This window comes from Streptomyces oryzae (assembly GCF_017676365.1).
Lineage (GTDB): Bacteria > Actinomycetota > Actinomycetes > Streptomycetales > Streptomycetaceae > Streptomyces > Streptomyces oryzae.
The window spans coordinates 1-14,587 of the sequence record NZ_JADKMA010000032.1 but is presented as its reverse complement, the minus strand read 5'-3'; the positions used below and the strand labels follow the sequence as shown (position 1 = coordinate 14,587).

Here is a 14,587-nt window from a genome sequence, read left to right as displayed (position 1 = left end):
CGGGCGCCGACGGGTCGTGGTCGGGTTCGGGTACGCCGAAACGCTCGGCACGCCGCGCCCGGAGAGTGCTGCGGCGGCCTTCGCCCGCCGCCGGGATGTCCTTGTGGCTCACGCGGACTCGACTCCCTCGGTCTGTGCGCTCTGGTCTCGCGGGTCCGCCGGCTCCGGAGTCGTGCTCTGCGGATCGCGGGTGACGACAGCGCGGTATGTCGCATCGGAGTGCAGAAGCTCCCGGTGCGTTCCTGAGGCTGCGGCCTTCGCTTCATGGACGAAGACGACCCGGTCGGCGCGGTCGAGCAGCAGCGGGCTGGAGGAGAAGATCACCGTCGTCCGGCCGGCCCGGAGCTTGGCCAGCTCGCGGGCGATACGGGCCTCGGTGTGCGAGTCGACGGCCGAGGTGGGCTCGTCAAGGACAAGCACCCCGGGATCGGTGATCAGTGACCGGGCCAGCGCGAGCCGCTGCCGCTGTCCGCCGGAGAGCGACCGCCCTCGCTCGGTGATCCGGGCCCGCATCGGATCTCCCTCCGCATCCGGGCTGCTCTGCACCAGCGCCCCGAGGACATCGCCGCACTGGGCTGCCTCCAACGCTTGGTCGGCAGCCACCTTGCCGGAGGAGGGGACGTCCAGCAGTTCGGCGAGAGTGCCGGACAGCAGCACCGGATCCTTGTCCTGTACCAGGACGGCGGCACGAGCCACCTCCAGCGGCATACTGTCGAGTGGCACCCCGTTCAGCAGCACGGATGCGGAAGGCTGTTGCGTCCCCTCCTCAGTCAGCTGCTTCCGTTCAGAGCCCTGCTTCTGCTCAGCCCGCTGGTTCTCGTCAGCCCGCTCGTCGTTGTTCTTGCCGGAGCTTCTGCCGGGATGGCCGTTTAGCCGGCCCGTGCCGTCCGCGCTCGTGCCGGGGACTTTCTCCCTACCGCCTGGGCCGTTCGTGCTCCTGCCCCCGGTCTCGGCCGCCGCTGAAGTGGGGTGGCCGCCCAGCCGTTCGGCGAGTCGGCCTGCCTCGTCCGGGTCGCCACAGACCACGGCGGTCAGCGACCCGGCTGGGGCATGGAGCCCGGTAACAGGGTCGTACAGCCCGGCGGGCAGCCCGGCGCTGAGGAACAAAACCTCGCGAGGCTCCCAGCGCTGGGAGGGACCCCGCATATCCGGTTCCTCGGGCACCGCGCTGCCCGAATCCTCGCCGGGCCGCCGAAGACCCAGCACCCGCGCCGCGCGGGCGGCGGAGGGCCGGGAGAAGGAGTACGACATGGCGAACTCGCCGAAGAGCTGAAGCGGAAGGAGCAGAAAGCTGACCGCGCCGTAGACCATCACCAGTTCGCCGACCGCGATGCGCCCGTCCAGCGCCAGCCGGGCGCCGTACCAGACGACGGCGACCAGCAGCAGCCCCGGCAGCGCAACCTGAAGGGCCTCGATGAACGACCACATGCGGGCCGTGCGTACGGCGGCGTGCCGCACCTGCTGCGACGCGCGCCGATAGCGGGTGAGAAAGAGGTCCTCCCCGCCGATGCCGCGCAGCACCCGAAGGCCGGCGACGGTGTCGGCGGCCAGCTCCGTTGCCCGCCCCGCCCGATCGCGCTGTGCGTCGGCGCGCCGGGTCGCTCTCGGCAACAGGGGCAGCACGGTCAGCGCGAGAGCGAGCATGCCGGCGCAGGCCAGCAGCCCCAGCTGCGGCTGGTAGACCACCAATGCCACGCAGACGCCCAGGGTGGTCAGGAGAGCAGCACTGAAGCGGGACACCGCCTCGACGCACCACCCGATGCGCTCGATGTCTCCTGTGGAAACAGCGACGACCTCTCCTGCCGCAACCCGGCGGGTGAGGGTGGCTCCCAGAGCTGCCGTGCGGCGGGCCAGGAGCTGTTGGACGCGTGCGGCTGCTGTGATCCAGTTGCTGACGGCAACCCTGTGCAGCATCGTGTCGCCGACCGTGACGGAGAGCGTGACGATTGCCATCGCCACCCCGGCCAACGCCAGATCGTTGCCCGAACGGCGCACCACGGCGCTGACAGCCAGCCCGGCGACGACGGGGAACGAGGCGAAGGAGGCCAGTTGCAGTACGCCCCAGCCCAGTGCCTTGAGCTGACCGCCCAGCTGCATACGGCCCAGCCATAAGAGCAGCCGGAAGCCCGACCGCACGTCGGGTTCGCCGGGGTCGCTGTAGGGGAGGTCGCGTATTTGCATGACGTTCCAGAAGGTCTCGAAAGCGCACGGAGATGGCGCGGGCAGGGGGCACAGGAACAGGGGCCGGGCTACGGGAGGCGGGCAGGCAGCAGTGGTCCTGCGGGTGTGCGCCGATCCCACCTGGTCACCTGTCGGAGGGCAACGGGTTTTCCGGGCCGTCAGCACACTTCCGGCCAATGCGAGGATGGAGGGCATGGGCATGCGTGGGGCAGGACGTACAAGTACCGGGACCAGCTGGCAGAGGGCTGCCGCAGACGGTTCCCGTCGCGTATCGGCGCCAAGGGCCGGGGGGCGGCCAAGAGGCAAGGCGGCACTGGTGGCGGCAGCGGGCGGAACGGCGCTCGCGCTGCTGCTGTCCGGCTGTGGCGGGGGCAGCGGGGGAGACCAGGGCACCGGGAGCGCGAAGAAGGAGAAGCGGTCCGCGCCCTCCCCGCAGGCCGAACTGGCCAAGGACCCCACCCGCATCCCCCGCGTGGGTGACCGCCTTCAGGCGAAGATCCCCGGCAACGCCACCCAGGTCGTGGCGGTCGAAGGCAAGGACAAGGACTCGGCCGACGCGACCGTGCGGCTCTACAGCAGGCACGGCAAGAAGTGGCGCGAGGAGCGCAGCTGGGCCGCGCACAACGGCAAGAAGGGCTGGACGCCCAGCCACCACCAGGGCGACAAGCGCAGCCCGGTCGGCGTCTTCACCCTCTCCGACGCGGGCGGCGTGCTGCCGGAGCGGGACGCCAAGCTGCCGTACACGCAGACCTCGGCTTTCACCCCGCCCTCCTACTGGCCGAAGAAGACCCGGCACGACTTCGACCACGTCATCGCCATCGACTACAACCGCGTCAAGGGCACCTCCCCCCTCGACCCGGCCCGGCCGCAGGGCCAGGCCAAGGGGGGCAGTATCTGGCTGCACATGGATCATGGGAGCGGCACGTCGGGGTGCGTGAGCCTGTCCAAGTCCGGTATGCAGACCCTGTTGCGCACGCTGGACCCGGACAAGCACCCCGTAGTGGTGATGGGGGACAAGGCATCGCTCAAGCGCTGAGTCCGGGGTCGGCGTCGGGGTCTGCATCGAACCCACTGACCTGCGTCGAGGCTTGCCGTCCCAGTCCGGCGCCCCCGGGAGTCACGCCTTGGGCTTCTCCGAGTCGACACCTGGCCGCTTCTTCCGCCACAGTCCGCGGGTGAAGTCCGGGATCTCCTGCGGTGTGCCCTTGGCTTTGATCGACGTATGGCTGAGCGGTACGGGGGAGGTCCAGGTCGCGGCGTCGTAGACGTCGAAGTCGGGCACCAGGCCCAGGCGCATGCACTGGATCAGGCGGAAGAGCATGATGTAGTCCATGCCGCCGTGTCCGCCTGGCGGATTGGCGTGTTCTTTCCAGAGCCAGTGGTCGTGGTCCTTGTACTTGCCGAAGTCGCCCCATTGGTCACCGGACATGTCCGGCTCCAGATAGATGCGGGGCGGGTAGTCCTCGAAGACGCCCTTGGTGCCGCCGAGGATGTTGATACGGGAGTAGGGGTGCGGGTTGGAGACGTCGTGCTCCAGTCGGATGACCCGGCCCTTTGCCGTCTGGACGAGGCTGATCGACATATCGCTCTCGATGTAGGTCTCCTTCCAGCTCTCGTGGCCGGGCGGCATGTGCTCCTCGCGGTAGGCGGCCAGACCGAGCGAGGGGGAGCCGAAGGTGGCGATGCGGACCGCGCGGTCGCCGCGGTTGACGTCCATGTAGTTGGCGGCGGGGCCGAACCCGTGGTTCGGATACAGGTCGCCTTTCAGCCGCGTATGCCATTTGCGGCGCCAGGGCCCCTCGTAGTAGTCGGGGTCGAACATCAGTCCGCGCAGATCGTGGAGATAGGCGCCCGCGCTGTGCAACAGGTCCCCGAAAAGGCCCTCGTGGGCCATCCGCAGCACACGCATCTCGTTCTGCCCGTACACACAGTTCTCCAGCTGCATGCAGTGTTTGCGGGTCTGCTCGGAGAGGTCGACCAGCTCCCACAACTGGCCCAGTTCCAGGGCGATGGGGCACTCCACGCCGACGTGTTTGCCGCCCTGCAGCGCGGCCTTGGCCATCTCGAAGTGCCAGTCCCACGGGGTGGCGACGTAGACGAAGTCGAGGTCGCCGCGGCTGCACAGCTTCTCGAAGTCGTGGTCCCCTTTGGTGTAGAGGGCGGGTGCGGGCTGTCCGGCGTCGGTGACCTTCTTCGCCGCGCGCTCCGTCTTCTCCCGTACGGGGTCGCACAGCGCGACCACCCGTACGCCCTCCAGCGCCAGAAACAGGTCGATCATGCTGCCGCCGCGCTGGCCCAGGCCGATCAGGCCGACCCGGACGGTGCCGCGTTCCTCGAACGGTACGCCGATCATCGTCTCTCCCCGACGGGGCGGCGCGGCGGCGCTTGCGCTCTCCCGGGCCGCCGAAGCGGCTCCTGCCGGTGCCGCTTGTGCCGGGGTGCCCAGCGCGCCGATGCCCAGCCCGGCGCCCGCGACACCGGCGGTCCGCAGGACGGAACGGCGACTGAATCCTTGCTCGTCACTCATCAGGTCTCCCGCACCTCTCCAGCTCTCCAGTTGTCCAGCTCTCTGGCTTCCAGCTCAGCTTTCTCTGGCTCTCTGATGCCGGATGCGTGAACTCGGCTCAGGACCTTGGTGGTTGAGACCAGTGGTGCGCAAGAGCCCGTCCTTGGACTCTCGCTGCTCATTGATGGACTTCCGTGTTGCAAAATCTTGCTGCAATCAACTGGAAACTATTGCGGCATCTCTTGACGCAGCAGACGAGCAGTAGCAGGCTCCCGGCCGTACCACCCGTGAACGGGCCCCGTCCCACGGCGCGTTCACACCCCCCACGGTGGCCCAGGCGCCTGGCTGCCTTCCACGGGCATCCCCCATGCCCGCATACCGAAGGAGCCGCACGATGAGAAAGCGACTGCTCAGCGTCAGCACAGCGGGAGTGCTGGCGGCAAGCGGCCTGATGGCGGCAGTGCCCTGGCAAGCCCAGGCTTCCCGCTCCGTTCCGACGCCCTCCGCGCAGGACTCTGCCGCCTCCGGACAGCACTCCGCCGACTCGGCGGAACCCGACTCAGTGAAGCCCGCGCAGGGAAAGGCTGCACCGGGAAAGGCTGCATCAAGGAAGGCCGCGCCGCCCGGTGAAAAGGCTGTCACGGCAACGCTGTTCGAGCGACCGTTCACGTCCGTCGCCAAGGAGTGCACGGACACCCTGGGCCCGGCCGGTTACGGCTACGTCGAGGTCTCGCCCGCCACCGAGCACATTCAGGGCGACCAGTGGTGGACGTCGTACCAGCCGGTCAGCTACAAGATCGCCGGGCGGCTCGGCGACCGCGAGGACTTCGCGCACATGGTCGAGACCTGCAAGGCGGCAGGTGTCAAGGTGATCGCCGACGCCGTCATCAACCACATGACCTCCGGCTCGGGCACCGGCACCGGCGGTACCAATTACACGAAGTACGGCTACCCCGGTACCTACGAGGACGCCGACTTCCACGCCTGCCGCAAGGACATCGCGGACTACACCAACCGCGACGACGTACAGAACTGTGAACTGGTCGGCCTCGCCGACCTGGACACCGGGAGCGAGAAAGTACGCGGTGTCATCGCCGGCTACCTCGACGATCTGCGCTCCCTCGGCGTGGCGGGCTTCCGTATCGACGCCGCCAAGCACATGGCCGCCACCGATGTGGCGGCCATCAAGGCGAAGATGACAGAGGACCCCGGCTTCTGGGCCAGCGAGGTCATCCACGGCGACGGCGAGGCAGTGCAGCCCGAGGAGTACACCGACATCGGCGACGTGGACGAGTTCCGCTACGGCCGGCACCTCAAGAGCGCCTTCCAGGGCGGTGACCTCGGCTCGCTGCGCACTGTCGGGGACGGCAAGCTGGAGACCGGCGCCGCTCGGACGTTCGTCGACAACTGGGACACCGAACGCAACGGATCCACCCTCACCTACAAGGACGACGCGGCCTACACGCTCGCCAACGTCTTCCAGCTGGCCCACCCCTACGGCTCTCCGAACGTCTTCTCCGGCTACACGTTCAGCGACAAGGACGCCGGCCCGCCGACCGGTGACCAGGGGTGGACCAACACCCACGCCAAGCCGGAGATCACCGGCATGGTCGGCTTCCGCAACGCGGTCGGTACGGCGGAGCTGACGGACTGGTGGTCCGAGGGGCAGGCCCTGGCCTTCGGGCGCGGCGACAAGGGCTTCGTCGCCCTCAACAACGGCGACGGCGAGCTGAGCAGAACCTTCCAGACGTCGTTGCCCGCCGGCACCTACTGCAACGTCGCCGCCGCACAGGGCGGCTGCGGACAGCAGGTCACGGTCGCCGACGACGGCAGCGCCGAGATGACCGTCCCGGCACACGGCGCGGTCGCCCTCCATGTGAAGGCGACGGGCTGAAGCGGGAACGACGCGCAGGGCGGGCGCTCACCGGAGTCCTGCCCTGCGCTGCCCTGCCCCGGCGTCGCACACCCGCTGTCCGCCAAGCCACCGCTCACCGCCGGCCGCCCAGCCGTGCCGCCGCTCACCCCCCGCGGCCGGCCATCTGCGCGCCGCTCGAGCAACCGTGGCGTCCTCACCGCGGCCGGGTGGCCAACTCCAGCTCCTGGAGGACGGAGTGGTATCCGCGATTGCCTGTGGCGTGATCCATGCCGATCTCGCACGTCCGGTTGGCGGAGAGATAGGCGTCGTAGGAGCGAGCCGTCACCTCGGCCGCTTCACGGGCCGTCGCGGAGGCGGTCAGCTCCTCGTGCAGCAGTCCGCGGTCGCCCGCGAAGGCACAGCATCCGGCGTCCAGCGGCACCACCACCTCCTCCGCGCACGCCTCGGCCACCGCCCGCAGCTCCGCCTCGTCGCCCAAGTGCCGCATGGAGCAGGTGGGGTGGAGCACCGCGGAGGTGACGCGCCGCTCGACCGTGAGGTGGGGCAGCAGCTCCCGCGCGGCCCATACGAGCGAGTCGAGAACCGTCAGCCGATCGTGGAGTTTGCGGTTGGCCGGGTTCAGATAGGGCACGACCTCTTCCGAGATGCCCAGGGTGCAGGAGGAGGCGTCGACGACGAGCGGGAGTTCGCCGCCGTCCGTCCACCGCCAGGCGGCCTCCACCATGCGGTTGGCCATCAGCGTGTTGCCCGCCTCGTAACCCTTGGAGTGCCAGATCGTCGCGCAGCAGGTCCCGGTGACGTCCTCCGGGATCCACACCGGGCGGCCGGCCCGGGCCGAGACGGTGACCACGGCCTCCGGCAGGGACAGCCCCGCGTAGCTGTCGGGGTCGCCGAAGATGCGGTTCACACAGGCCGGGTAGTAGACGGCGGCGGCGAGCTGTCTGCTCGTCGCCGGAAGCCGCTTGGCGGCGGGGGCGGGAATCTCCGGCAGCCATTCGGGCACCAGATCGGGGCGCACCGCCTTGCGGGCGGCGCCCGTGACCCTGCCGAGCAGCCGGTCGCCCAGATCCCCGTCACGGCCGCGCAGGCTTCTGCGGAGCCGGTCAGCGGCGGCCACCGCCAGCCGTGCCGAGCGTTCCACGTGTGCGAAGTGCCGTGCCGTACGCTCCGCGTTGCGTTCCTCGCGCGGTGAGTGCCGGGCGTGCCTGAACGTCTTCATCAGCGCACCGGTGTCGATTCCCACAGGGCAGTCCAGCTTGCACGTCGAATCGCCCGCACAGGTGTCGACGGCGTCGTACCCGTAGCTGGCCAGCAGGTTTTCACCCACAAGGGAGCCGGAGGGCTGGCGCATCATCTCGCGGCGCAGCACGATCCGCTGGCGTGGTGTGGTGGTCAGATCCTCGCTCGGGCAGGTCGGTTCGCAAAAGCCGCACTCGATGCACGGATCGGCGAGCGCCTCCACGCCGGGGATCGACTTCAGGCCGCGCAGATGCGCCCGCGGGTCACGGTCCAGCAGTACGCCGGGTGCCAGTACCCCGGTCGGGTCCAGCAGCCGTTTGATGCGCCACATCAGCTCCGTGGCCTTGCTGCCCCATTCCAGCTCCAAGAAGGGGGCGATGTTGCGGCCGGTGGCGTGCTCGGCCTTGAGAGAGCCGTCGAACCGCTCCACGGTCATCCGGCAGAACTCGTCCATGAAGTCCGCGTAGCGCTGTACGTCATCCGGGTCGGCGGCGTCGAAGGCCAGCAGGAAGTGCAGGTTGCCGTGTGCCGCGTGGCCCGCCACAGCCGCGTCGAAACCGTGCCGCTCCTGGAGGTCCAGCAGCGCCTCGCAGGCTTCGGCCAGCCGGGAGGGCGGTACGGCGAAGTCCTCGGTGATCAGCGTGGTGCCCGAGGGCCGGGAGCCGCCGACCGCGGTGACGAACGCCTTGCGGGCCTTCCAGTACGAGGCGATCGTGGCCGGGTCGCGGGTCAGCTCGTTGGTGACGGAGGCGACCGGCGCCACCAGCTCCAGCTCGGACAGCACCTGGCGCGCCGCCTGTTCGCGCTGCTCGCGTACGGCGCCGTCGGGGGAGCGGAACTCCACCAGTAGCGCCGTGGTCTCCTTCGGCAGCTCGGCCCAGTCCTGCGGTACGCCGGAGACGCTGACGGAGGCGCGCAGCGTGTTGCCGTCCATGAGCTCGACGGACATCGCCCCGGCCTCGTTGAACCGCGGCACTGCTGCGGCAGCGGCCGACAGCGACGGGAAGAAGAACAGCCCGGTCGAGGTGTGCCGGTGCAGCGGAAGGGTGTCGAAGACGAACTCGGCGAGAAAGCCCAGCGTGCCCTGGGAGCCGACCATCAGCCCGCGCAGGATCTCCACTGGAGTGCTGCCGTCCAGGAAGGCGTCGAGCCGGTACCCATTGGTGTTCTTCAGCTCGTACTTGGACCGGATACGGGACACCAGTTGCGCGTCGGCCTCGATCTGCGCCTTCAGCTCCAGCAGGCCCTCGCACAACGCGGGCTCGGCGTCGGCCAGCTTCTCGTCAGCGGCCGGATCGGCTGTGTCCACGACGGTGCCGCTGGGCAGTACGCAGGTGAGGGAGGCGACCGTGCGGTAGGAGTTGCGCGTGGTGCCGGCCGTCATCCCTGAGGCGTTGTTGGCGACCACCCCGCCCACCGTGCAGGCGATGGCGCTGGCCGGGTCGGGGCCGAGCAGCCGTCCGTGCGCCGCCAGCGCCGCGTTGGCCCGGAAGACCGTGGTCCCCGGCCGGATCCGGGCCTGCCTGCCCGCCGCCAGCACCTCGACGCCCGCCCAGTGGCGGCGTACGTCGACGAGGATGTCCTCGCCCTGGGCCTGCCCGTTCAGCGACGTCCCAGCGGCGCGGAAGACGACGTCCCGGCCGTTCTCCCGTGCGTACGCGAGCACAGCGGCGACGTCGGTCACGTCCTCCGCGAGCACGACGACCTGCGGGATGAAGCGGTAGGGGCTCGCGTCGGACGCGTAGCGCACCAGGTCGGAGACTTTCGAGAGCACCTTCTCCGTGCCCAGCAGTCGCTCCAGGTCGCCGCGCAGCGGCTGCGGTGTCCCCTGTGCCTGCGCCTCGGGCACCCGGTCGGCTGCGGGGGAGTGGCCCGCGCCGGTCCGCGGGCGCAGCGCGCCGGCCTTGGGTTCGAGCAGGGGCATGGCATCTCCAGGGCGCGCAGGGGAGCGGGAGTGCGGGTTTATGTGTGCCACATGCTAGTTCGGCCCACCGACACCGGCCCCGAGGGTCGTCCCCGCCGGGTAACGCTCACCAGCGGGCAAACGCTCCCTGTCCCTGCCGTCTCCGCCGCCCCTGCCGTCAGCCGCTGCCCTCCTGCCCGTCGAGCAGCGCCAGCAGCCGGCTCAGTTCGTCGCGCTGCCCCGGCGCCAGCGGAGCGAGCAGTTCCTCCGCGGCGCTTCTGCGGGCGCGCCGCAGCTCGGTGAGGGCATGGGAGCCGCCCTCGGTCAGCTCGATGCGGATCACCCGGCGGTTCTCGGTATCGGGGGCGCGCCGCACCAGGCCGCGCGCCTCCAGAGCGTCGACCAGGCTGGTCACCTGCCGGGGCACTACGCCCAGCCGTGCCGCGAGGTCCGCCATCCGGGGCGGCTGCGGGCTGTGCGCGACCGTACGCAGCATGCGCCCCTGTGCGGGCGTCACGCCGAGCGGGGCGAAGTTCTGCCGGTGCGCGTGGTTGATCCGCTTGGTCAGGCGCAGAAGCTGGTCAGCCAGGTCGGAGGCGGGTTCGTCGGAGGGATGGTGAACCATGTGGGCAGGCTATCAGGGGTTAATTCATTGTGAGTATAGGTAACGATGAACTATGCTCCGTAAGCTCGGCGGCAATCATGCGCCGCAGACTTCCCGACCCACTCAGAGGAGCCCCTTGCACCCTGAAGCCCCCGGCTGGACGCCGTCACCCAAGGTCACACCCACAGCCCCCGAACAGCCCGCGCAGGTGCGCCGCATCCTGCGTCTCTTCCGGCCCTACCGTGGCCGTCTGACACTGGTCGGTCTCCTGGTGGCGGCCTCCTCGCTGGTCTCCGTCGCCTCGCCGTTCCTGCTGCGCGAGATCCTGGACGTCGCCATCCCGCAGCAGCGCACCGGTCTGCTGTCGCTGCTCGCCCTCGGCATGATCGTCACCGCCGTCGTGACCAGCGTCTTCGGCGTGCTCCAGACGCTCATCAGCACCACGGTCGGCCAGCGCGTCATGCACGACCTGCGTACTGCGGTCTACGCGAAGCTTCAGCGGATGCCGCTCGCCTTCTTCACCCGGACCCGGACGGGTGAGGTCCAGTCCCGCATCGCCAACGACATCGGTGGCATGCAGGCGACGGTCACCTCCACCGCCACCTCGCTCGTCTCCAACCTCACGAGTGTGGTGGCCACCATCGTCGCCATGCTCGCGCTGGACTGGCGGCTGACGCTCGCCTCGCTGGCGCTGCTGCCCTTCTTCGTGTGGGTGAGCCGCCGGGTGGGACGGGAGCGCAAGCGCATCACGACGCAGCGGCAGAAGCAGATGGCAGCGATGTCCGCCATCGTCACCGAGTCACTGTCGGTCAGCGGCATCCTGCTCGGCCGCACCATGGGCCGGGCCGACTCGCTGACCAAGAACTTCGCCGACGAGTCCGAGAGGCTGGTCGATCTGGAGATCCGCTCCAACATGGCCGGACGCTGGCGGATGTCCACCATCGGCATCGTCATGGCCGCCATCCCCGCGCTGCTCTACTGGACGGCCGGCATGCTCACCCAGTTCGGCGGTCCCGCCTTCTCCATCGGCACTCTCGTCGCCTTCGTCACCCTCCAGCAGGGGCTGCTGCGGCCCACCGTCTCGCTGCTCACCACGGGCGTGGAGATGCAGACCTCGCTGGCACTCTTCCAGCGCATCTTCGAATACCTTGACCTGCCCGTCGCCATCACCGAGCCCGCGCGCCCCGTCGCGCTCCCGCAGGTGCGCGGCGAAGTCCGCTTCGAGAACGTCGACTTCACCTACGACACCGACCCGCCCGGCAGCCAGGCGCGCGACACCGGGTACACGCTGCACGGGATCGAGCTGACCGTCCCGGCGGGCAGCAGCCTCGCCGTGGTAGGCGCCACCGGCTCCGGCAAGAGCACGCTGAGCTACCTGGTGCCCCGGCTCTACGACGTGACGGGCGGCCGCGTCACCCTCGACGGAGTCGACGTACGGGACCTCGATTTCGCGACGCTCTCGGCAGCCGTCGGCGTCGTCTCCCAGGAGACCTACCTCTTCCACGCCACCGTGGCCGACAATTTGCGCTTCGCCAAGCCGGACGCCACGGACGGGCAGCTGCGCGAAGCGGCTCGGGCTGCCCAGATCCACGACCAGATCGCCGCACTGCCCGACGGCTACGACACCCTCGTCGGCGAGCGCGGCTACCGCTTCTCCGGGGGTGAGAAACAGCGTCTCGCCCTCGCCCGCACCATCCTGCGCGACCCGCCGGTCCTGATCCTGGACGAGGCCACCAGCGCGCTCGACACGCGCACCGAACGCGCCGTACAGGAAGCCATCGACACGCTGTCCAAGGGCCGCACCACCCTCACCATCGCGCACCGGCTCTCCACCGTCCGCGATGCCGACCAGATCGTCGTCCTGGACGCGGGCCGCATCGCCGAACGAGGCACCCATGCCGAACTCCTCACGGCCGACGGAAAATACGCCGCACTGGTGCGCCGCGACAGCCAGACCGCGGAGGTGACCGTCGGCGGGTGAGAGGCGGGACAACCTCGGTCGCACGCCGACCGCCCCCCCCATGCAAGCAGCCGGGGCAGCAGGCCGGTTTGCAGCAGGCAGGCCGGCCGGAGCAGTTCACCGGTACAGCAGGTACTTCCGCCGGGCGCGCTCGAAGTCGCGTACCTCCGTGCGCCACGCTCCGGTGATCTCCTCCAGACCGCGGCCCGCGTCGAGCATTTCCCGCAGCCGGGAGGAGCCCGACAGCTTGTCGATCCAGAACGGCCGCTCGGGGTCGGAATCCTCACGCCAGGCGAACCCGTCGTACTTTCTCGCCTCCAGCAGCATGGCCACGGCTGTCGGTACGGCCTGATAGCGGACCGGATCGGTCACCAGCAGCTGGACGCCCGCGCAGGTCTTCCCCTGGTGCTTGCTGAAGGTGGGCACGAAATAGCCCTCCCTGAAGCGCACCCCCGGCAGTCGCAGGGCGTTGAGCCGGTCGCTGTAGTGGTAGTCCAGAAACGGCGCACCGATGAACTGGAACGGCAGCGTAGTGCCGCGCCCCTCGGACAGGTTCGTTCCCTCGAAGTAACCGGTGCCCGCGTAGGCGGTCGCCGTGTCGGGCGTGGGAACGTTCGGGGACGGCGGCACCCACAGCAACCCCGTCTGCTGCGCCGTCGTACGGGGCGACCAGCCGCGCACCTGGACGACCTCCAGCTCCACATGTCCGCCGTCACCCTCCTGGGGCAGCAGTTCACCGTTGAAGTAGCGGGCGAGTTCGCCGACGGTCATACCGTGCTGCTGGATGATCGGCTTGAGCCCGACCCCGGAGGCGAAGGCGGGCTTCAGCAGTGGGCCGTCGGCTCTGCGGCCGATCGGGTTCGGCCGGTCCAGTACGACGAAGGACGCTCGGATCTGCCGGGCGGCCACCATGGCGTGGTACATCGTCCAGATGTACGTGTAGAACCGCACCCCGACGTCCTGGATGTCGAACACGACGGTGTCCACGCCCGCCTTGCGGAACAGGGCCGCCATCTTGGCACCGTCGGCGCCGTACGCGTCGTACACGGTCAGTCCGGTGCGCGGGTCCTCGAACTCGGGCTCCGACTCGCCCGCCTGGGCGCTGCCGCGGAAACCGTGCTCCGGGCCGAAGACCCCCACGATGTTCAGCCCGTCCTGGGACGCCATCGAGTCGACCACATGGGCGGCGTCCCGCAGCACCCCGGTCGGATTGCTGACGACACCCACTTTCCGGCCCCGCAGCATGCGCCAGCCCTCGGCCGCCGCGACATCGGCACCCGGGGTCACGGTCCGCCCGTCCTCCCCGCCGCCGGTCTGCCCCGAGGGTGCTGCCGTGGCGGACCGGGCCAGCAGTGGAGCGGCGACGGCGGCTGCCGTGCTGCCGGCCAGCAGTGCACGGCGCGAGGGTGCAGCAGTCATGAGAGACCGTCCTTCCAGCGTCCCAGTGGTGCAGCAGGCGGTAGGGCCAGCTAATACGAACGCAAGAGCCCCGGCCAGAGGGCGCGCAGCAGGTGGCCGGTGTGCGCCGCGACATGTGCCGCGCCAGGATGGGGCCATGCCGACGCACATCACCCTGGTACAGGGCGACATCACCGAACAGGACGTCGACGCCGTGGTCAACGCCGCCAACTCCTCGCTGCTGGGCGGGGGCGGTGTGGACGGCGCCATCCACCGCAAGGGCGGCCCGGACATCCTCGCCGAGTGCCGCAAGCTGCGCGCCTCGCACTACGGGAGCGGCCTGCCCACCGGACAGGCGGTCGCCACCACAGCGGGACGGCTGCCGGCGCGCTGGGTCATCCATACGGTGGGCCCGGTATGGAGCCGACAGGAGGACCGCTCGGAGCTGCTGGCCTCCTGCCATCGCGAGTCGCTCCGGGTGGCACGCGAACTCGGTGCCCGCACAGTCGCGTTCCCCGCCATCTCCACCGGCGTCTACCGCTGGCCACTCGATGACGCAGCCCGCATCGCGGTGCGTACGCTGCGGGAGGAGGGCGAGGGCTTCACTGAACTGCGGCTCGTCCTGTTCGACCAGCGCTCCTACGACGCCTTCCAGGCCGCCCTCTGAGCCGGAGTCGTGCCGGGGACGCGCCGGGGATGCGCTGGTGCCGCGCCGAGGTCCGTTCCGTTCACGCCATCGGCCATCAGTTCGCCATTGGGCCGATCAGTTCCGTCGCCCGCAGCACCGCTGCCACAGCGAGCGGGTCCTCGCCGTTTGAGCGGGCCGCGACGTCCAGCGCGGTGTCCGCGAACTTGATGGCGTGCTCGTCCCCGTGGACTGCCGCGCGGGCGAAGGCTTCCTCCGGGGCCAGGGCGGGGGC

Annotated in this window: 9 protein-coding genes and 1 pseudogene; 4 read left to right on the top strand and 6 right to left on the bottom strand. The window is 69.9% G+C overall.

Annotation, left to right across the window (positions count from 1 at the left end; all coding sequences use genetic code 11):
* Positions 1 to 108: 108 nt before the first annotated feature.
* Positions 109 to 2,181 carry an ABC transporter transmembrane domain-containing protein gene (locus ITI46_RS08910; protein ID WP_209238897.1) on the bottom strand — a complete coding sequence of 691 codons (2,073 nt, stop codon included), beginning with the start codon at positions 2,179 to 2,181 and terminating at the stop codon, positions 109 to 111.
* A 193-nt stretch (positions 2,182 to 2,374) separates the two neighbouring features.
* Here ITI46_RS08910 and ITI46_RS08905 point away from each other — a divergent pair, with 193 nt between their 5' ends.
* Positions 2,375 to 3,217, top strand: a complete 843-nt coding sequence (locus tag ITI46_RS08905; RefSeq protein WP_209238896.1) for a L,D-transpeptidase family protein — start codon at positions 2,375 to 2,377, stop codon at positions 3,215 to 3,217.
* Between the two features lie 81 nt (positions 3,218 to 3,298).
* Here the strand turns inward: ITI46_RS08905 and ITI46_RS08900 are convergent, their stop codons facing one another.
* The gene (locus tag ITI46_RS08900; protein ID WP_209238895.1) at positions 3,299 to 4,708 is read right to left on the bottom strand and encodes a Gfo/Idh/MocA family protein; all 1,410 of its coding nucleotides are present in this window, start codon (positions 4,706 to 4,708) and stop codon (positions 3,299 to 3,301) included.
* 373 nt (positions 4,709 to 5,081) lie between these two features.
* On the opposite strand from ITI46_RS08900, the gene ITI46_RS08895 reads away from it, so the two are divergent.
* On the top strand, positions 5,082 to 6,581 hold the full coding sequence (locus ITI46_RS08895) for an alpha-amylase (protein WP_247745693.1): 1,500 nt from the start codon (positions 5,082 to 5,084) through the stop codon (positions 6,579 to 6,581).
* Between the two features lie 175 nt (positions 6,582 to 6,756).
* On the opposite strand, the gene ITI46_RS08890 is transcribed toward ITI46_RS08895, so the two are convergent.
* Both ITI46_RS08890 and ITI46_RS08885 read right to left on the bottom strand, forming a co-directional pair.
* Complete coding sequence (locus tag ITI46_RS08890; RefSeq protein WP_209238894.1) at positions 6,757 to 9,726, bottom strand: FAD-binding and (Fe-S)-binding domain-containing protein; 2,970 nt, start codon at positions 9,724 to 9,726, stop codon at positions 6,757 to 6,759.
* Positions 9,727 to 9,883: 157 nt separating this feature from the next.
* Positions 9,884 to 10,330, bottom strand: a complete 447-nt coding sequence (locus ITI46_RS08885; RefSeq protein WP_209238893.1) for a MarR family winged helix-turn-helix transcriptional regulator — start codon at positions 10,328 to 10,330, stop codon at positions 9,884 to 9,886.
* A gap of 115 nt (positions 10,331 to 10,445) precedes the next feature.
* Here ITI46_RS08885 and ITI46_RS08880 point away from each other — a divergent pair, with 115 nt between their 5' ends.
* Positions 10,446 to 12,290 carry an ABC transporter ATP-binding protein gene (locus ITI46_RS08880; RefSeq protein ID WP_209238892.1) on the top strand — a complete coding sequence of 615 codons (1,845 nt, stop codon included), beginning with the start codon at positions 10,446 to 10,448 and terminating at the stop codon, positions 12,288 to 12,290.
* A 96-nt stretch (positions 12,291 to 12,386) separates the two neighbouring features.
* On the opposite strand, the gene ITI46_RS08875 is transcribed toward ITI46_RS08880, so the two are convergent.
* Positions 12,387 to 13,688 (bottom strand): exo-beta-N-acetylmuramidase NamZ family protein, encoded by a 1,302-nt coding sequence (locus ITI46_RS08875; RefSeq protein ID WP_209238891.1) that lies wholly within the window; start codon positions 13,686 to 13,688, stop codon positions 12,387 to 12,389.
* A 136-nt stretch (positions 13,689 to 13,824) separates the two neighbouring features.
* Between ITI46_RS08875 and ITI46_RS08870 the strand changes: the two genes are divergently transcribed.
* Complete coding sequence (locus tag ITI46_RS08870) at positions 13,825 to 14,334, top strand: O-acetyl-ADP-ribose deacetylase (protein ID WP_209238890.1); 510 nt, start codon at positions 13,825 to 13,827, stop codon at positions 14,332 to 14,334.
* A 76-nt stretch (positions 14,335 to 14,410) separates the two neighbouring features.
* Here the strand turns inward: ITI46_RS08870 and ITI46_RS36215 are convergent.
* Positions 14,411 to 14,587: pseudogene (locus ITI46_RS36215) on the bottom strand (questin oxidase family protein); the annotation flags it as partial.